16 protein-coding genes and 1 pseudogene are annotated in these 17,811 nt (G+C 73.7%); 6 read left to right on the top strand and 11 right to left on the bottom strand.

The genetic code is table 11. From position 1 onward, the window contains the following. The first annotated feature begins 147 nt into the window (after positions 1-147). From ABZ810_RS38975 to ABZ810_RS38985, 3 genes and pseudogenes are all read left to right on the top strand, one after another. Positions 148-837: a lysophospholipid acyltransferase family protein gene (locus tag ABZ810_RS38975; protein WP_358411940.1), complete on the top strand. Its 690-nt coding sequence runs from the start codon at positions 148-150 to the stop codon at positions 835-837. A gap of 59 nt (positions 838-896) precedes the next feature. After that, a pseudogene (locus ABZ810_RS38980) lies at positions 897-1,268 on the top strand (ATP-binding protein); the annotation flags it as partial. Positions 1,269-1,358: 90 nt separating this feature from the next. Further along, positions 1,359-1,790, top strand: a complete 432-nt coding sequence (locus ABZ810_RS38985) for an ankyrin repeat domain-containing protein (RefSeq protein WP_358411986.1) — start codon at positions 1,359-1,361, stop codon at positions 1,788-1,790. A 68-nt stretch (positions 1,791-1,858) separates the two neighbouring features. On the opposite strand, the gene ABZ810_RS38990 is transcribed toward ABZ810_RS38985, so the two are convergent. Next, a complete protein-coding gene (locus ABZ810_RS38990) occupies positions 1,859-2,926 on the bottom strand; it encodes a mechanosensitive ion channel family protein (RefSeq protein ID WP_358411941.1) in 1,068 nt (355 codons plus the stop codon). Between the two features lie 213 nt (positions 2,927-3,139). Here ABZ810_RS38990 and ABZ810_RS38995 point away from each other — a divergent pair, with 213 nt between their 5' ends. Continuing rightward, complete coding sequence (locus ABZ810_RS38995; protein WP_358411942.1) at positions 3,140-4,708, top strand: CocE/NonD family hydrolase; 1,569 nt, start codon at positions 3,140-3,142, stop codon at positions 4,706-4,708. A 41-nt stretch (positions 4,709-4,749) separates the two neighbouring features. On the opposite strand, the gene ABZ810_RS39000 is transcribed toward ABZ810_RS38995, so the two are convergent. The 3 genes from ABZ810_RS39000 to ABZ810_RS39010 are packed head-to-tail and all read right to left on the bottom strand — an operon-like array spanning position 4,750 to position 7,180. Continuing rightward, positions 4,750-5,208 carry a peroxiredoxin gene (locus ABZ810_RS39000; protein WP_358411943.1) on the bottom strand — a complete coding sequence of 153 codons (459 nt, stop codon included), beginning with the start codon at positions 5,206-5,208 and terminating at the stop codon, positions 4,750-4,752. A gap of 46 nt (positions 5,209-5,254) precedes the next feature. Beyond that, positions 5,255-5,872 (bottom strand): histone deacetylase, encoded by a 618-nt coding sequence (locus ABZ810_RS39005; protein WP_358411944.1) that lies wholly within the window; start codon positions 5,870-5,872, stop codon positions 5,255-5,257. Between the two features lie 42 nt (positions 5,873-5,914). Then, positions 5,915-7,180, bottom strand: a complete 1,266-nt coding sequence (locus ABZ810_RS39010; RefSeq protein ID WP_358411945.1) for a serpin family protein — start codon at positions 7,178-7,180, stop codon at positions 5,915-5,917. A 174-nt stretch (positions 7,181-7,354) separates the two neighbouring features. Here ABZ810_RS39010 and ABZ810_RS39015 point away from each other — a divergent pair, with 174 nt between their 5' ends. Both ABZ810_RS39015 and ABZ810_RS39020 read left to right on the top strand, forming a co-directional pair. After that, complete coding sequence (locus tag ABZ810_RS39015) at positions 7,355-8,590, top strand: glycosyltransferase (RefSeq protein ID WP_358411946.1); 1,236 nt, start codon at positions 7,355-7,357, stop codon at positions 8,588-8,590. Further along, positions 8,569-11,526, top strand: coding sequence for an AAA family ATPase (locus tag ABZ810_RS39020; protein WP_358411947.1), 2,958 nt, complete (start codon positions 8,569-8,571; stop codon positions 11,524-11,526). Before ABZ810_RS39015 ends, ABZ810_RS39020 begins: the two co-directional genes overlap by 22 nt. Before the next feature lie 43 nt (positions 11,527-11,569). Here the strand turns inward: ABZ810_RS39020 and ABZ810_RS39025 are convergent, their stop codons facing one another. The 7 genes from ABZ810_RS39025 to chrA all read right to left on the bottom strand — a co-directional run bounded on the left by ABZ810_RS39025 (position 11,570) and on the right by chrA (position 17,804). Next, entirely contained in the window at positions 11,570-11,785 is a 216-nt protein-coding gene (locus ABZ810_RS39025) for an EF-hand domain-containing protein (RefSeq protein ID WP_358411948.1), read from the bottom strand. Between the two features lie 88 nt (positions 11,786-11,873). After that, positions 11,874-12,941: a dihydrodipicolinate reductase gene (locus ABZ810_RS39030; RefSeq protein ID WP_358411949.1), complete on the bottom strand. Its 1,068-nt coding sequence runs from the start codon at positions 12,939-12,941 to the stop codon at positions 11,874-11,876. Then, positions 12,938-13,765: an SDR family oxidoreductase gene (locus ABZ810_RS39035; RefSeq protein WP_358411950.1), complete on the bottom strand. Its 828-nt coding sequence runs from the start codon at positions 13,763-13,765 to the stop codon at positions 12,938-12,940. Before ABZ810_RS39035 ends, ABZ810_RS39030 begins: the two co-directional genes overlap by 4 nt. A 71-nt stretch (positions 13,766-13,836) precedes the next feature. Next, entirely contained in the window at positions 13,837-14,940 is a 1,104-nt protein-coding gene (locus ABZ810_RS39040) for an LLM class flavin-dependent oxidoreductase (protein ID WP_358411951.1), read from the bottom strand. Beyond that, complete coding sequence (locus ABZ810_RS39045; RefSeq protein ID WP_358411952.1) at positions 14,937-15,524, bottom strand: helix-turn-helix domain-containing protein; 588 nt, start codon at positions 15,522-15,524, stop codon at positions 14,937-14,939. Before ABZ810_RS39045 ends, ABZ810_RS39040 begins: the two co-directional genes overlap by 4 nt. An 88-nt stretch (positions 15,525-15,612) precedes the next feature. Beyond that, positions 15,613-16,566: an ornithine cyclodeaminase family protein gene (locus tag ABZ810_RS39050; RefSeq protein WP_358411953.1), complete on the bottom strand. Its 954-nt coding sequence runs from the start codon at positions 16,564-16,566 to the stop codon at positions 15,613-15,615. Between the two features lie 86 nt (positions 16,567-16,652). After that, the gene (chrA, locus tag ABZ810_RS39055; protein WP_358411954.1) at positions 16,653-17,804 is read right to left on the bottom strand and encodes a chromate efflux transporter; all 1,152 of its coding nucleotides are present in this window, start codon (positions 17,802-17,804) and stop codon (positions 16,653-16,655) included. Positions 17,805-17,811 lie beyond the last annotated feature (7 nt).

Here is a 17,811-nt window from a genome sequence, read left to right on the forward strand (position 1 = left end):
GTTCCGGCCTCCCGCCCCGCTCGGGCCGCGGGCAGGCCACGAGCCCTGGGCCGCGGCGCAATGTGGGCGTCCTACAAGATCCCGGCGCGGGATCTTGTCTCGCGCGGGCAGCGTGCCCGGGAGTGACGGCTCCCTAACGTTCAGGACATGAACGTCGAACGCCTGATCTACCCGCTGATGAAGCACGTGGTGCTGGGGCCGCCGATGCGCCTCGCCTTCCGGCCCGAGGTGACCGGGCTCGAGCACCTGCCGCGCCGCGGGCCGGTCATCCTGGCGGCCAACCACCTGGCGTTCGTCGACTCGTTCGTGCTGCCGCTCGTGGTGCCCCGGCAGGTGTTCTTCCTCGGCAAGAACGAGTACTTCACGCGCCCCGGGTTCGCCGGGCGGCTCCAGGCCGCGTTCTTCCGCGGCGTCGGCGCGATCGCCGTGGACCGTTCGGGCGGCACGGCGGGCGAGGCGGCCCTGGCGGCCTCGGCGGACGTGCTGGAACGCGGCGAGGTGTTCGCCATCCACCCCGAGGGCACCCGCTCCCCCGACGGGCGCCTCTACCGCGGCCGCACCGGGGTCGCCCGGCTGGCGCTGCGCACCGGCGCGCCGGTGGTGCCGGTCGCGCTGGCCGGGACCGACCGGGTGCAGCCGCGTGGCCGGGTCGTGCCCCGGCCGGGCCGCATCGGGGTACGGCTCGGCGCGCCGATGACCTTCGGCGCGGACGCGGACGTGCGCGCGACGACCGACACGATCGTCCAGGCGATCCAGGGGCTCTCCGGGCAGCGGTACGTGGACGAGTACGCCCCGCGGCCGGGGGCGGCAGGGCCGGTGGACGACCCGCGTGGTTAAGCGGGCCCCGCCGGGGGACAGGGTGGGGAGGCAGTCGTCGTCCGAAACCGGGGGCCGGTGTGCTGTTCAGTCTCGAACTCCTGCTCCCGCGCGACGCGGCGAGCGTGCCCGTGGCGCGGCGGCTGCTGGCGTCCTCGCTGGAGGCCCTCGGCGTGACCGAGCCGATCCTCATCGACGTCGAGCTCATGCTCACCGAGGCCTGCACGAACGTCATCCGGCACGCGACGGCGAGCGACGCGTACGCGGTGCAGCTCGTGATCACCAACGACCGCTGCGTCATCAAGGTCCTGGACCACGGGTCGGGCTTCGACGCCGCCTCCCGGGGCAACGAGCCCGACTTCGTGCACGAGCACGGCCGGGGCCTGATGATCATGAAGTCGCTGTCGGACGACATCAGGTTCCAGGCGTTGCGGCGCGAGGGCGCCCTGGTGGCGATGGAGAAGGAGCTGGAGTTCCGGGCGGACGCGCTGGCCCCGATGCTGGCCGAGGCCGAGGCGGTCGTCCTCGATAGGGTCGCCGTCATGGACGAGCCCGCGGATGGGCCCGCGGACGAGCCCGCGCCTGATTCCGAGCCGGATCCCGAGCTGGAGGAGTTCGCGACCAGGCTGTTCGACCTGGCGCGCACCGGCCAGACCGAACGGCTCGCCGCCTACGTCGACGCGGGCGTGCCCGTCAACCTGGCCAACGACCGGGGCGACACCCTCCTCATGCTGGCCGCCTACCACGGGCAGGCCGGGACGGTCACCGCGCTGGCCGCGCGCGGCGCCGACCCGGAACGCGCCAACGACCGGGGGCAGAGCCCGCTGGCGGGCGCGGTCTTCAAGAAGGAGCCCGCCGTGGTGCGGGCCCTCCTCGACGCCGGCGCCGACCCGCACGCGGGGGAGCCCTCGGCCGTCGACACCGCGCGGATGTTCGGCCACACCGAGTTCCTCGCCTGGTTCGGCGCTGGCTGACCGCCATCTGCGCCACCGCCCGGCCCCGCTGCTGAACGCCCCCTCGCCGCGGCACCCGGACGTGCGGCTCATCCGCTGACGACGGTGCGGGGGCGGCCGTTGCCGTCGAGGCCGGTGTCGGCCATCACGATCTGGCGCATCGGGAACGGGATGTGGATGCCCTCGGCCCGGAACCGCCGGTGCAGGCGCTTGATGAACTCGTGCTTGATCCTGAACTGCTCGCCGAACTCGTTGATGCGCAGGATGACCGTGAAGTCGATGCTCGACTCGGCGAACGTGTGGAAGCGCACCAGGATCTCGGCGTCCTTCACGCCGCCCTCGACCTCGTTCATGACCTCCTCGCCGACCTCGATGACGACCTTCTCCACCCGCTCCAGGTCGCTCTCGTAGGCGACGCTCGCCTGGACCAGCAGCGACATGTCCTGGGCGGGGCGGTGGAAGTTGGTGAGGATCGACTTGGAGAACTCGGCGTTCGGGATGACCTCGATGTTGTCGGAGAGGGTGCGGATCGAGGTGTTGCGCCAGTTGATGTCGACGACGTACCCCTCCTGGCCGCTGCTCAGCTTGATGTAGTCGCCGGGCTCCATCGTCTTGGACGCCAGCACGTGCACGCCAGCGAACAGGTTGGCCAGCGTGTCCTGGAGGGCCAGCGCCACCGCCAGGCCGCCGACGCCCAGGGCGCCGAGCAGGGGCGTGATCGAGACGCCGAGGCTCTGCAACATCACCAGCATGCCGATGCCGAGCACGACGACCCGGGTGATGTTGCCGAAGATCGTGACCGAGGAGTCCGGGCCCTGCCGGGCGAGCGTGACCGAGGTGACGATGCCCGCGATCAGCCTGGCCAGCGCGAACGTGACGCACAGGATGATCGCCGCCGACAGCACCTTGGCGACGATGTTCTTGGTCTCGGGGTCGAGGGGCAGGATGAGCGCGGCGATCCAGCCGCCGCCGGTGAGCGCGGCCGGGATGGCGAGGTCGTGGAGCAGCTTGGCGACCAGGTCGTCCCAGGCCCAGCGGGTGTCTCCGGCCCTGCGGTTGAGCCGCCCGGCGGCCAGGCGGAGCACCACCGCCAGCACCAGGGCTCCCACCACCACGCTGATCGAGGTGACGATCTCGGTCAACGACGGCTCATGCATGTGCGGATCTCCCTCTCGGCGACGACGGCTGAGCCGATAGTCGCCCCTAAACGGCATTACTCCCAACCCCGCCCGATGGTAGTGAACCGTCACCACCCCGGGGACGAAGCCGAAATCTCACATATTACGATCGAGTACGTGGAAGGCCTGGGACTGATGCGCCGCCTGGGGGTAACGGCGCTGGGACTCACGAACGGCCCCCATAAGGTGACGGTGCGGCGGGACCTCGAGGTTCCCGTCGCCGACGGGGTGACCCTGCTCGCCGATCATTACGCGCCGGCGGACGCCGACCGTCCGCCGGCGATCCTGGTGCGCTCGCCGTACGGGCGGCGCGGGCCGTTCGGGCTGATGTGCGGCCAGACGTTCGCCTCGCACGGCTTCCAGGCCGTGGTGCAGAGCGTGCGCGGCGGGTTCGGCTCCGGCGGCGTGTTCGAGCCGCTGGACGAACGCGAGGACGGGCTCGCCACGGTCGAGTGGCTGAAGGCGCAGCCGTGGTTCGGCGGCACGTTCGCCATGCACGGCCCGAGCTATCTCGGCTACGTGCAGTGGGCGGTGGCCGCCGAGGCCGGTCCCGAGCTGCGCGCACTGTCGATGCAGGTCACCGCGTCCACATTCCGCGACGCGGTCAACGTCGGCGGCACGTTCGCGCTCGAGTCCGCGCTGATCTGGGTCGACCTGACCGCCCGGATGAAACATCCGCTGTCCGGTCTCACCACCGGGATCATGTCGCCGCGCCGCGCCCGCCGGGCCACGCTGTCGGGCCGGCCGCTCGCCGAGCTCGACTCGCTGGCGACCGGGACCACGCAGCGGTTCTTCCAGGACCTGCTCACCCAGGGCCCGGACACGCCGTTCTGGGACAAGCGCGACTTCAGCCCGACGGTGTCGGAGGTGCGGGCGCCGGTCAACATGACGGGCGGCTGGTACGACATCTTCCTGCCGTGGCAGCTGAAGGACTACGCGGCGCTGCGCGCGGGCGGCCACCGCCCGTACCTGACGATCGGGCCGTGGTTCCACGCCGACGGCAAGATGATGCGCGACTCGATCGGCGAGTCGATCCGCTGGTTCCGCGCCCAGCTGCTGGACGACCCGTCCGGGCTGCGCCCCGACCCCGTGCGGCTGTACGTGACCGGCTCGGACGAGTGGCGCGACTTCCCCGACTGGCCGGTGCCCGGCATGACCGAGGAGCGCTGGCACCTGCAGCCGGACGGCGCCCTGTCACCGGATCCGCCGCCCGAGTCCGAGCCCGCCTCCTACCGGTACGACCCCGCGCATCCGACGCCGTTCCTCGGCGGGCCCACGCTGCTCGGCGACACGCACCCGCAGACCGACCAGCGCCGGCTGGAGCGCCGCCGCGACGTGCTCACGTTCACCTCGGCGGAGCTCGCGGACGACCTGGAGATCATCGGCCCGGTCTCCGCCGACCTGTACGTCCGGTCCGACCGGGAGCACACCGACTTCGTGGTGCGGCTGTGCGACGTCGCGCCCGACGGCGCCTCGCTCAACCTCTGCGAGGGCATGCGCCGCCTCGTCCCCGGCACGCCCGAGGCCGACGGCGACGGCGTCCGCCGGGTCGCGGTGGAGCTGTGGCCCGCCGGGCACCGGTTCCGGGCCGGCCACCGGGTGCGCGTGCAGGTCTGCAGCGGCGCCTACCCGCGGGTGGCCCGCAATCCGGGCACGGGAGAACCCATCGGGACGGCGACCCGCATGGTCACCGCCGACCAGGAGATCTTCCACGCCCCCGGCCGCCCGTCGGCCATCGTCCTGCCGGTCATGCCCGGCTGAAATGCCGGCCGGATGGGCGGGATCGCCGGCCTGTGCCGGGATCAGGACCCGGCGCGGGCGCGCAGGGCCTCGATCGCCTTGTCCGCGTGCGCGTTCATCCGGATCTCGCTCTTGACGATCTCCAGGACGCGGCGGTCGGTGTCGATGACGAACGTCTGCCGCTTGGTGGGGGCGAGCGCGATCCCGCGCTTGACCCCGAACGCGGCACGGACGGCGCCGTCGGTGTCCGACAGCAGCGGGTAGCCGAAGCTGTGCTTGTCGGCGAACTCCTTCTGCTTCTCGACCGTGTCGGAGCTGATCCCGACGGGGTGCGCGCCGAGCTTGGCCAGCTCGGACGTGAGGTCGCGGAAGTGGCAGGCCTCCGCGGTGCACCCGGCGGTCATCGCCGCCGGGTAGAAGAACAACACCACCGGGCCCTGTTCCAGCAGGCCGCCCAGCGTGCGCGGCGTACCGGTCTCGTCGGGCAGTTCGAAGTCGTCAACGACGTCACCGACCTTCATGGGTAGAAGTTATCCCATCGCCAAGAAAGCCCGGCCGTGACGGAGGTCACCCCAGCAGCGTGACGATGCCCGCCTCGGTCCACGCGCCGTGCGCGCCGGGGCGCCCGGCCAGGTACGCGGCGGTCCGGCGGGGCTCCCAGCCGTGCGCCTCGCGCAGGCCGCCGCCCAGCATGGCCAGATACGGCGCGGTCGGCGCGTTCAGCTCCGCGCGGCCCGCGCCGTCGGGCGAGGTGAACGTGAGCATCGGGTGGCCGCCCTCCTCCCCGACCCGGACGACCGTCTCGTACCGGCCGGGGCCGAGCCGCTGCCTGCCGGTGGCGAGGGCCTCGCCCAGGTCGGGGTCCTCCCCCACCTCGCGGCGCATCTCCTGCGACATCACGTCGCAGAACTGCTGCCGGGTGAGCAGGTACGCGCGGGCGGCGGCGCGGCCCGGCAGCTCGGAGTCGTAGAACGCCATGCCGCCGCCCCAGGTCAGGGACGTCAGCGCGAAGTAGATCCCGCCCGGCAGCGTGACGGGCCGCTCGGCGCGCGCCGGGCGCGGGTCACGGCATCCGGTGTAGTGCCGCGCGCCGCCCCGGGGCCGTCCTCCGGCCAGGTAGCAGGCGAACCGCTCGCGGAAGAGGTTGGAGCCGTACGCCACGTACCAGAGAAGGTCGTCGTCCACCCGTTCAGGATGCCCGAGGCCCGCCGGGCCGGGACGCGCCGGTCAGGAGGCGGACGGGTCGGCGACGCGCGCCAGGAACAGCGGCTGGCCGGTCCGGGTGTCGCGGACGAGCACCAGGTAGGGCCGGTCGAAAACGATCTTCTTCTCGGCGGCGGGCGGGGCCGAGGTGACGCCGATGCCGGTGCCGGTGGCCGCGGCGGCCTCGGTGCCCTTCTCGTCCACGCGCAACGTCGCCGCGTGCCGGACGAACTGGATCTTGTCGGCGTGCGCCGAGAGGCCCGTCAGGTCCGCCTGGTCGCCGAAGGCCACGCCCATGCCGAGCCTGGTGAGCAGCGGCTTCATGTCCTCGTTCGACTTGAGGTCGATCTTGGGCAGGTGCAGGTCGAGGCGGGCGGGCCGGAGGGCCGAGGTGACCTTCCGCAGCGTCGCGGCCGACAGCTCCGGGCAGCCGGTGGAGCCGGCGTCGTCGGGCAGCAGCGCGGTCATGCCGAGCCGGCCGCCCTTGTAGGGCAGGTCGACCGCCGTCCAGCCGCCGGCCTCGGCGTGACCGAACATGCCCGCCCGGCTCATCATGTCGGCCTGGATCCGCTTGCCCGCCGCCGTGGTGAACGGCTCGGGCCCGGTGGCGGACTTCTTGAACGGCGTGGCCCAGTCGGCCTTGAGGTAGACGGCGTCGGTCAGGACCCAGCCGGTCTCCTTGGTGATCGAGTCCTTGGGGAGCAGCGAGGGGATCTTGCCACCGGTCGTCTTCTTGACCGCGCTGTTGATCGTCTTGCGGGCGCCGTCGGGGTCGCCGGCGATGTCCAGGAGTTCCAGGCTCGCGTCGTACGCGGTGGCGACCCGGTCGAGGTAGGCCTTGCCGGGCGTGACGCGCTCGTCGGACCACACCTGGTCGCTGGTGGTGAACGTCACGTCCTTGCCACCGAGTCCCTCGAACGACCGGCCGCGGGCGTGCAGGCCGGGCAGCGGGTCACCGGCGGGGAGCCGGAGCGTGCGCGCCATGGCGGCGGCGGTCCGGCCCCTGGCGCCCAGGTGCACCATGCCGAGGCCGCTGGACAGGCTGCTCGGCGAGAACACGACGTTGGCGGCCTTGTCCTCGCCGCACCAGGACTTCAGCACGTCGAGCCCGAAGGCGGCGTCCGCGTCGGCGTAGGGGCGCGGGTCCGCGGCGGGCACCTGGGCGGCGGCCCCGCGGACGGTGCGCGAGCCCCCGCCCTGCTCCGAGCCGCAGGCGGCGGTGAGCGAGAGGGCCGCCATGCCGCTCAGGATCGTGCAGCCCAGCACGGTGCTCGTGCGCAGAAGACCCATGGACGTCAGACGGCACTCCCCCGGTACGGGTTCCCTGTCTCACCGGAGGTTTTTCCTGGGAATCACCAGGACAAGGTTTTGTTCCCCCAAAGACCGGTTAGGGTTTCAGGGGAGTGGTGTCTACGACGACGACACCTCCAGGTAGCCCCTTGCGCGTTTACCGGAGGATGTCTCATGTTCCGCCCCCTCAACATCGCCCTCGTCTCCGCGACCGGTTCGGACGGCGACGACGTTCAGGACGTTCACGTGCGAGAGCTCGCCTGCGCCCTGGGCCGCCCCGACGCCGACGGTCGCGAGGAGCGCCAGGTCACCCTGCACGCCCGCCGCCTCGACACGGCCGCGCGCACGCGGACCAGGCTCGGCCCCGGCGCCACCCTGAGCCGCCTCGACGCCGGCCCGGCCAGGCCCCTCTCCGAGGAGCAGCTGCTCCCGCACGTCCGCGACCTCGCCTCCGGCCTGCGCCGCCGCTGGTCGAACGCCCAGCAGAAGCCCGACCTGGTCCACGCGCACGGCTGGATCGGCGGCCTGGCGGCCTGCGCCGCCGCCCGCGACCTGGACCTGCCGGTGGTGCAGAGCTACCACGGCCTGGGCATCGCCGAGCAGAACGCCGGCCGGTCCGTGCACCCGGCCCGGATCCGCATGGAGAAGGCGATCGGCCGCGGCGCCGACGCGGTGTTCGCCGGACACGCCGGCGAGGTCGAGAGCCTCGTCCGGATGGGCATCCCCCGCGCCCGGATCGGCATCACCCCGTACGGCGTGGACGGCGAGCAGTTCAGCCAGCTCGGCCCGGCGATGCCGAGCGGCGAACTGGACCGGCTGGTCGTCCTGTCGGCCGACCTGGCCGACGGCGGCACCGCCACCGCCATCCGCGCGCTCGTGCACATCCCCGGCGCCGAGCTGGCCGTCACCGGCGGCCCGGCGCGCGAGGACCTGGAGAACGACGGCACGGTCCACACGCTCCGGCTGCTGGCCAAGGAGCTCGGCGTCGACGACCGCGTGATCTTTCTCGGCGCGATGCCCCGCAAGACCCTGCCGCGCCTGCTGCGCACCGCCAAGCTGGCGCTGTGCGTCTCGCCGCGCGGCGACTCGCCGCTGGCCCCGCTGGAGGCCATGGCGTGCGGCGTCCCGGTCGTCGCCACCCCGGTCGGCGCCAACTCCGACAGCGTGCTGGACGGCATCACCGGCCTGCACGTGCCGCCCGGCCGCCCCACCGCCATCGGCCGCGCCGTCCGGCTGCTGCTCGCCGAGCAGACCACGCTGGCCGGCTACGCGATCGCCGCCGCCGACCGCGCGCACTCGCGCTACTCCTGGGACAGGATCGCCTCGGAAACGGCCCGCGCCTACACGGAGATCGTGGAGCGCCGCCACCCGATGGAATACTCGGACGAGTGGGAGACCGTCAGCAGCTGATCGGACGGCGCGCCGAGCTCGGGGAGCTCACCGGCGCGCTCGACCGTGCCGGGGAGGGCCAGGCCGGCGTCGTCCTGATCAGTGGCGACGCCGGGGTCGGCAAGAGCCGGCTGGTGGCCGAGCTCGCCGCCACCGCCCGCGAGCGGGGAGCCGCCGTCCTGGTCGGCCTCTGCGCCGAGCTCGGCGAGGGCATGCCCTATCTGCCCCTCACCGACGCCCTCTGGACCGCCACCCGTGACCCGCTCGCCTCCCCCGCCGAACGCCAGGCGCTGCGCGAGGCCCTCGACGCCCGGCCGGTGCTCGCCCGCCTCCTCCCCGACGGCGGCGGGCAGCAGGCCGGCGCCGCGCCGGACGTGGCCCAGCAGCAGCTCTTCGGCGCCGTCCTGGGCCTGCTGGGCGAGATGTCCGCCGAACGCCCCGTCCTGCTGGTCCTCGAAGACCTCCACTGGGCCGACCCGTCCACCCGGCACCTGCTCACGTTCCTCAGCCGCGTCCTGCAGAACGAGCGGGTCTGCCTGGTCGGCACCTACCGCTCCGACGACCTGCACCGCCGCCACCCGCTGCGGCCCGTCGTGGCCGAGCTGTCGCGGCTGCCGACCGTGTCGGGGGTCGACCTGCGCCCCTTCGGCCCGGAGGAGACCGCCGACTACCTGGCCGCGCTGGAGCCGGGGGTGTCCGCCGAGGTCGCCCGGCGGGTGCACGACCGTTCCGAGGGCAACCCGTTCTACGCGGCCGAGCTGGCCGCCGCCGCGCAGACCGGCGACGACCTGCCCGCCGGGCTCGCCGACCTGCTGCTGTCCCGCCTGGAACGGTTGTCGGAGCCCGCGCAGCAGGTGGTCCGGATCGCGGCCGTCGCCGGACGCCGGGTCGACGACGAACGGCTGCGCGGCGTCTCCGGGCTGGACGAGACGACGACGGGGCAGGCGCTCCGCGAGATCGTCTCGCACCGGCTCCTGCTGCCCGACGGCACCGACGGCTACGTCTTCCGGCACGCGCTGCTGCGCGAGGCCGCCCTGTCCGACGTGCTGCCGGGCGAGGCCACCCGGCTGCACGCGGCGTTCGCCGCGCTGGTGGCGCGCGACGTCGCCGCCGGCCGGCGCGGCGCCGCCGCCGAGCTCGCCCACCACAGCCTCCAGGCGCACGACCTGGCCGGGGCGTTCGCCGCCTCGGTCCAGGCGGGCCGGGAGGCGGAGGATCTCGGCGCTCCGCACGAGGCGCACGGGCACTACGACCAGGCGTTGTCCCTGTGGGACACGGTGCCCGAGCCGGAGGCCGCCGCCGGGATGGACCGGATCCGCCTCGCGCTGGCCGCCGTCCGCGCCTCCGGCCGGTCCGGCGAGGCCAGGCGGGCGGTGTCGCGGCTCCGGCGGATCGTGGAGATGGTCGACCCGGACGACTGGCGGACGGCCGCCGAGGTCCGCGACAGCCTCGCCTACTACCTGGGCGACATCGACGCCGACGACGAGTCCCTGGAGGTCGCCCGCACCGCCCTGGAGCTGGTCCCGGCCGACCCTCCGACGCCGGAGCGCGCCTCCCTGCTCGCCACCTACACGCGCACGATGCTCTTCAAGGAGCAGCACACCGAGATCCCCGAGGTGGCCCGGGAGGCCATCGAGGTGGCCCGGGCGACGGGCGCGGCCGACGCGGAGGCCAGCGCGCTGACCTCGCTCGGCCTCTACCGCGAGTCCCGGGAGGCCGCCTCCGACGTGGCCGAGCTGTTCGTGCGCGCCCGCGACCTGGCGATCGGCGCCGGCAACATGCAGGTGGCGTTGCGGGCCGCGTTCCACATCGCCCGCACCAAGTTCGACCGGGGCGACCTGGCGGGCGCGGCCGAGGCTGCGGACGAGAGCGTGCGCTTCACGCTCGACAGGGGCCTGCGCTGGAGCCGCTACGGCACGACGCTGCGCTGCCTGCAGTTCCTGATCCACTACACGACCGGAGACTGGGAGCAGGCGGCGCGGCTGTCGTCCGGGTTCGGCATCCGGGTCGGCCGGTCGATCGAGGCGGAGGTCTCCTCCTACGCGCTCTTCCTTGAGGTGGCCCGCGACGACTCCAACGTCGACGAGCGGCTGCGCTGGCTGGAGCCCCTCTGGGACGACGACTGGCTGATCTCCTACATCGCGCGCGGGCTCGCCGCCGAGCACGCGCTCTGGCGGGGCGACACCGGCACGGCCCTCGAGCACGTGGCGGGCGCCATCGACGGGCTACTCGACCCGCGCGACACCCCGATCATCCGCGTCGCGGCCACCGGCGCCTGGGCCCAGGCCGACCGGGCCGTGCGTGCCCGCGCCGCCGGCGACGACGCCACCGCGGCGGTGGCCGCGCGGGGCGCCGCCGAGTTCCACGAGATGGCCAGGGGGGCGGCCACGTCCACTCCCGACGGCAAGGACCGCGCCTGGCTCGGGCTCGAAGGGCACGCCTGGCTGGCCAGGGCCGAAGCGGAGGTCGCCCGGGCTCGCGGCGACAACGACCCCGGCCGCTGGCGTGCCGTCGTCAAGGCGTTCGACTACGGCTACGTGTACGAGACCGCCCGGTCCCGCTGGCGCCTCGCCGAGGCGCTGGCCGAACGCGGCGAGCGCGACGAGGCCGCCGCGGAGTGGGAGGCGGCGGTCCGCGACGCCGAACGGCTCGGAGCCGTTCCCCTGCTGCGCGCCCTCCGGGACCTCGGCACCCGGGCCCGCCTGTCCGCGCCCGGCGCGGCGCCGTCCGCCCCGGCCGGCGCGCCGGCGGCGTTCGGCGCGCTGACCGGCCGGGAGCGCGAGGTGCTCAAGCTCGTCGCGGAGGGCCGCAACAACAGGGAGATCGCGGCGGAGCTGTTCATCTCGCCGAAGACGGCGAGCGTGCACGTCTCCAACATCCTCGCCAAGCTCGGCGTGACGAGCCGCACGCAGGCGGCCGCCGTCGCCCACCGCGAGGGCCTGGCCGGCGGGGCCTGACCCCCCTCAGCACCCGGCCGGCGGGCCGGGACCGGCCGGGCGGCTACTTCTCCCAGGCGATGAGGAACTCCGCCAGCGAGATGCGGCCGTCGACGTCCCCGTCGCGCTGGTCCGCGGCCTTGAAGATGGAGTCGAGCTCGGCCGAGGTGACCTCCTCGCCGCGCGCGTTCAGGGCCGCGGCGAACTCCTCGCGCGTGATGTAGCCGTCCCCGTCGCGGTCGAACTCCTTGAACGTGGCGGTCGGGTCGAGATCGGCCATGACGAACCTTTCGCATCGTTGATCCGGACAGGCAGCATCGAAGCACGATCACGAGTCCGAGATGACCGTATTGCGAAGACCGCCGCGGCTACCGCACGAGGCCGCGGCCCGGCACGAGCGGCAGGTCGAGGGCGGTGAGCAGCCCGGCCGGGCCCCGCACGACGGCGGGCACCGCGTTCACCAGCCGCATCGCGGTCGCCTTGAGCCCGGCGGTGTTGTGGTCCCCGTCGGTGCCGAGCAGCTGCAGGTCGAGGGTGTAGTTGGGCTCACCGGTGACGACCACGCGGTAACACCCGGCCCCGGCGGGCTGCGGCCAGTCCGGGGCGAGGTCGTCGCGCAGCCGGGTGACGTGCTCCAGCACCACGACCGGCCGGCCGCCCACCATGCCGCGCACCTCGAAGCGCAGCGCCGCCGCGGTGCCCTTCTCGATGGTGCCGGACGCCACGTCGAAGGTCTCGGGGGCGGGCAGGCGGGTGTGCCACTCCTCCACCGCGTCCAGCTCGACGTCCAGGCCCGCGGCGATCTGGCGGACCACGCTGCCCCACGCCATGGTGAGCACGCCGGGCTGGAGCAACATCGGCGCGTCGTCCAGCGCGCCGCCGAACCCCATGATGTCGAAGAGCACCGTGGCCTGGTCGTAGGTCGCGTAGTTGAGGATCTCCAGGCAGCGCACCTCCTCGACGCGCTCGCTGATGCCGGTCAACGCCAGCGGCAGCACGTCGTTGGCGAAGCCCGGATCGATGCCGTTGACGAAGATCGAGGCGTTGCCCTCGGCCGCCGCCTCGCGTACCGGCCGCGACATCTCCTCGGGCACCACGCCGTCCGGGAACTGCAGGAAGACCGGGCTGCTGGAGACCACGTTGGCGCCGGACCGCAGGATCCGGCACAGGTCGTCGATCGCCTCGAAGATCCGCACGTCCGCCATGGCCGTGTAGACGACGCAGTCGGGCCGCAGCCCGAGCACCTCGGCCTCGTCGCCGGACGCGGCGACGCCGAGCGAACGGCCGAGCCCGGCGAGCTCGCCCGCGTCCTTGCCGACCTTGGCGGGGTTGGACACCCACACCCCGGCCAGCTCCAGCTCGGGATGGGCGTCGATGCCCGCCAGCGCGTGCCGTCCGACGTTCCCGGTGCTCCACTGCACCACCCGGTAGGTCACAGGTCCTCCAGTCCGAGGTCGAGGTTGGGCCGGTCGATGCCGCCGTCGACCTCCAGCACCGAACCGGTGACGTAGGCGCCGGCGGGCGAGGCCAGGTAGAGAACGGCCGCGGCGATGTCCTCCGGCTCGCCGATGCGGCGCAGCGGGGTGTTGTCCTCCATCTGCGTCCGCAGGCCGTCGTCGGTCATCACGATGTCGAGCGCGGACGTGGCCACCGAGCCGACCGCGATCGCGTTCACCCGGATCTTCGGCGCCAGGTCGAGGGCGGCGAGCCGGGTGTAGTGCGCGAGGGCCGCCTTGGCGCTGCCGTACGCGAGGTAGCCGCGCCCGGCCACCCGGCCCATCACCGACGAGATGTTGACGACCGCCCCGCCGGCCGTGCCGCCGGCCGTGCTCCCCGAGGCGGCGCCGCCACCGGCTCGGAGCAGGTGCGGCACCGCCGCGCGGGTGAGCGCGTGCGCGATGCCGACATTGAACTGGAACGCGTTCTCCAGGTGGTGCGGCTTGGTGGCCAGGAACGGGCGCGGCATCGTGCCGCCGACGTTGTTGACGACGATGTCGAGCCGGCCGAACTCCGCGGCGGCACGGTCGGCGAGCGCCGCCGCCGCGTCCAGGTCGCTCAGGTCGGCGGGCACCACGAGCGCGCGGCGGCCCGCCGCCTCGATCTCCGCGGCCACCTTGACCAGCTGTTCTTCGGTACGGGCTGAGATGAGCACGTCGGCGCCCGCCTGCGCGAGGGCCACCGCGCTCGCGGCGCCGATACCGCGGCCCGCACCGGTGACCACCGCGCCCCTGCCCTCGACTCGGAACCGATCCAGGATCACCGAACCCCACCTCCGGGACGCTCGACTGCTCGGCCAGCCTGGCACTTAATAGAACGTGTTTCAATACTGGCTCAGCGGAAATGCGGGATGACTTCGGTGCCCATGAGCTCGATGGTGCGCATCACGGACTCGTGCGGGATCTTGTACGGGTTGACCAGGCAGAGCAGCAGGTCGACGCCCGCCTCCTCGTAGCGGCGGCAGGACTCGACGCAGTCGGCGGGCGTGCCCACCACGCAGGCGCCGGCGTCGAGGAGGTAGTCCATGGTGAGCATGTCGAGCAGGCCCTGCTCGTCGGTCTTCTTCAGGTCGGCGGCGTAGCCGTAGTTGCCCAGGTCGCGCTGCTGTTCGGCCATCCACTCGGCGACGGTGGCGATCTGCCGGGCACCGGTCTTCGGGTACCACTCGAACGACTCGCGGGCCGTCTCGACCGCCCGGCCGGCGTCGGTGTCGCAGAGGGCCATGGTGAACGTCGCCGCGTTGTCGTGCACGGCCGCGCCGATCGGCGCGGTGCAGGCGCCGACGGCGCCGCGGTAGATGTCGATCTTCCGCTTGACCTCGTCGGGCGGCACGCCGACCGCGAACGAGCACAACCCCAGGCCGAGGCCGCCGACCTCGCGGTGCCCCTCGTCGCTGGAGGTGGCGCCCCACATCGGCGGGTGCGGCTTCTGCAGCGGCTTGGGCAGGACGCGCCGGGGCGGCATCCGCCAGTGTTTCCCCTCGTGCGCGTACTCGTCGCTGGTCCAGGCGCCGACGGCGAAGCCGATCGCCTCCCGCCACATCTCCCGGGTCTCGCTCGGGTCGATGCCGAACCCCTCGAGCTCGGCGCGGGTCGCGGAACGGCCGGTGGCGAAGTCGACCCGGCCGCCGGAGATCAGATCGAGGACGGCGACGGACTCGGCGGTGCGGACGGGGTGGTTGTAGGGCTTGGGCATCAGCCGGACGCCGTAGCCGAGGCGGATGCGGGAGGTCCGGGCGGCGATGGCGCCGTAGAGCACCTCCGGGTTGGAGCAGTGCGAGAACTCCTCCAGGAAGTGGTGCTCGACGGTCCAGAAGGCGTCCCAGCCGTACCGTTCTCCCGCGATCGCCTGCTCGATCGTGTTCTCGTACGCCAGGCGCTCGCTGCCGGCGTCCCAGGGACGCGGCACCGGGATCTCGTAGAAGAGGGCGAACCTCATGCCAGGACTCCTTCCAGGTGGAGGCGGACGAAGCGGCGCACGTCGGCGGGGTCGCCGACGTCGACCGCGACCGACGGCATCACGGCGAACGTGAAGCAGAGGCGGACGATCCACTCGCCGGTGCGCCGCGGGTCGAGCCCGGCCCGCAGCTCGCCGCGGGCCTCCGCCGCGGCCAGGCGCGGGCCCCAGAAGTCGACCCACGCCGAGAGCAGCGGTTCGATGCGGACGCTGAGCAGGATCGCCAGCAGCGAGTCGGTGCGGGCGGGGAGCTCGAGCGTGAACGCGGCGTCGTCACGGTGGGCGAGGACGAACAGCACCGCCTCGGCGACCTGGTCGGCGAGGGTCGGCCCGGCGTCCACCCACGGCTCGCTCGCCCGGACGAACGCGTGCGCGGTGCGGTCGAGGACGGCGGTGACCAGGTCGTCGCGGGCCGGGAAGTAGCGGTAGACGGTCCCGCGCGAGACGCCAGCCTCCACCGCGACGTCGTTCATCGACACCCGCTGCAGCCCGTACCGGCTCATGCAACGTTCCGCGGCGTCGAGCACGCGGGCGGAGGTCTCACCGAGCAAATGCTTGGTCTCCACGGTTGAACAAGATCCGCCCAGTTGTTCAGCGTGTCAAGCCCCGATCCCGGCGGAACGGAATCCCGCCGGGCACTCCGGGGCGCACGCGTCAGCCGAGGAAGTCGAAGGAGACGCCGGCGCCGGCCTCCCGGGCGGCCTGGTAGGCGGCCCAGGCGAGCGCGAGGTCCTGCCAGGGCAGGCCCACCGGGGCGTAGACGGTGATCTCGCCGTCCTTCACCCGGCCGGGCACCTGGCCGCGCAGCACGTCGCGCAGCGTCCCCGCGGAGTGCTTGACGTCGAGCCCGGCGCCCGCCAGGACACCCATCTCGACCGCGAGGGCGACGTCGTCGACCACCACGCGGGCGTGCTCCAGCAGGTCGGCGCCGAGCTCGGTCTTGCCGGGCTCGTCGGCGCCGAGCGAGGTGACATGGGCGCCGGCGGCCACGTCGCCGCCGTGCAGCAGCGGCCGCCGCGCCCAGGTCGCCACGACGACGATCCCGGCGCCGTGGGCGGCCTCGCGCGGGTCGCGCTCGACCACCGGCTCGACGCCCAGGCGGCGGCCGTGCCGCCCGGCGAACTCGGCGGCGCGCCCCGCGTCCAGGTCGCACACCGTCAGGCCGCTGACCGGGCGCAGCGAGCTGAGCCCGGTGAGCACCAGGTCGGCCTGGGCCCCGGCGCCGATGACCGCGACCGTGCCGGCGTCGCGGCGGGCCAGGACGTGGGTGCCGAGCGCGGCGGCGAGGCCGGTGCGCCAGGCGGTCACGGTGGCCGAGTCCAGCAGGCCGAGCAGCTCGCCGGTGTCGAGGTCGTGCAGGCACACCACGCCGCGGAGCGCGGGCCGCGAGCGCGGGAACTTGGCGTTGACCTTGACCGTGTACGCGGGCACGCCCTGGATCAGGCCGGGGATCAGGGCGGTGGCGCTGCCCTGGCCGGACAGCGGGGTGACCACCCGCCGCGGCGTCACCTCACCGCGCTCGGCCGCGAACCCCCGCCGCAGCGCGTCCAGGCAGCCGGCCGGGTCGAGCAGGGACTCCAGGTCGGAACGGTTCAGCAGCAGCGTCACCGGTTCATTCTTGCCTCACGACGACGCGGGAGTCGAGCCGGAACATTTCATACCGTGACACAAGGTGGCATATCGTGACCACCGAGTCATGGCAGCGGGAGGCCCGCGACGGCGGCCGCGACGCCGAGCGCACCGGCGCCGAGCAACGTCCCGACGACGCCGCGGCGCAGCATCACCAGCCATCCGGTGGCCGCCGCGAGCACCCCGAACTGCCAGGCGTGGTCCAGGACGAGGGCCAGCGTGAGCGCCGAGCCGCCGATCGCGCCGATCACCGCGGGGCCCGCGCCGTCGAAGAACGCCTGGACCGCGGCGCTGGACCGGATCCGGTCGAAGTGCGGCCCGCCGAGCAGCACGAAGGCGAACGAGGGGGCGAACGCGACCGCCGCCGCCAGCAGCCCGCCGGCGACGCCGCCCGCCGCGTACCCGACGACCGCGACCGTCTGGACGACGGGGCCGGGGGTGATCTGGCCGAGCGCGACCGCGGTGGTGAACTCGGCCGCGGTCATCCAGTGGTGGTGTCCGACCGACTCCGCCTGCATGAGCGGGATGATGACGAAGCCGCCCCCGTACGACAGCGCGCCGACCTTGAGCGCCACCCACGCCAGCGCGCCCAGGCCGCCCGCCGCCGCGGGCGCGGCCACCAGGAGCGGCAGGGCGCCGCTGCGCCCCGGCGGCGGCACCCGCCTGAAGGCGAGCTCGGCGAGGCCGCATGCCACCAGGACCAGCACCAGGTACGGTCCGACGATCACCGCGGCGGCGGCGCCCAGCACCAGGTAGGCGTACCAGCGGACCCGGTGCCGCGCCCGCCGGCGGCTGGCCGGCACGAGATCGGCCGCGGCGTGCACGGCCACCGCCGCGACGGCCGAGCCCGCGCCCGCCGCGGCGCCGCGTACCCACGCCGGGGCGTCGCCGGCCAGGAACAACGCCGCGAGCACGAGGATCAGCAGCAGTCCCGGCACGATGAAGCACAACCCGCCGACGATCGCCCCCGCCGCGCCGCGCAGCCGCCACGCGCAGAAGATCGCGAGCTGGGTGGACGCCGGTCCGGGCAGCAGGTTGCAGGCGGCGATGCCGTCCTCGAACTCCGCCGCGCTCAGCCACCGCCGGTCCTTGACGCACATCTTCCGCAGCAGCGTGATGTGGGCGGGCGGGCCGCCGAACCCGACGCAGCCGATCCGGCCCCACTCGCGGGCGATGGTGAACAGGCCGGGACGGGGAACGTGGTCAGGCTCGGTCACGGCTCCA

The sequence above is a fragment of the Spirillospora sp. NPDC047279 genome, from assembly GCF_040643285.1.
Classification (GTDB): domain Bacteria; phylum Actinomycetota; class Actinomycetes; order Streptosporangiales; family Streptosporangiaceae; genus Spirillospora.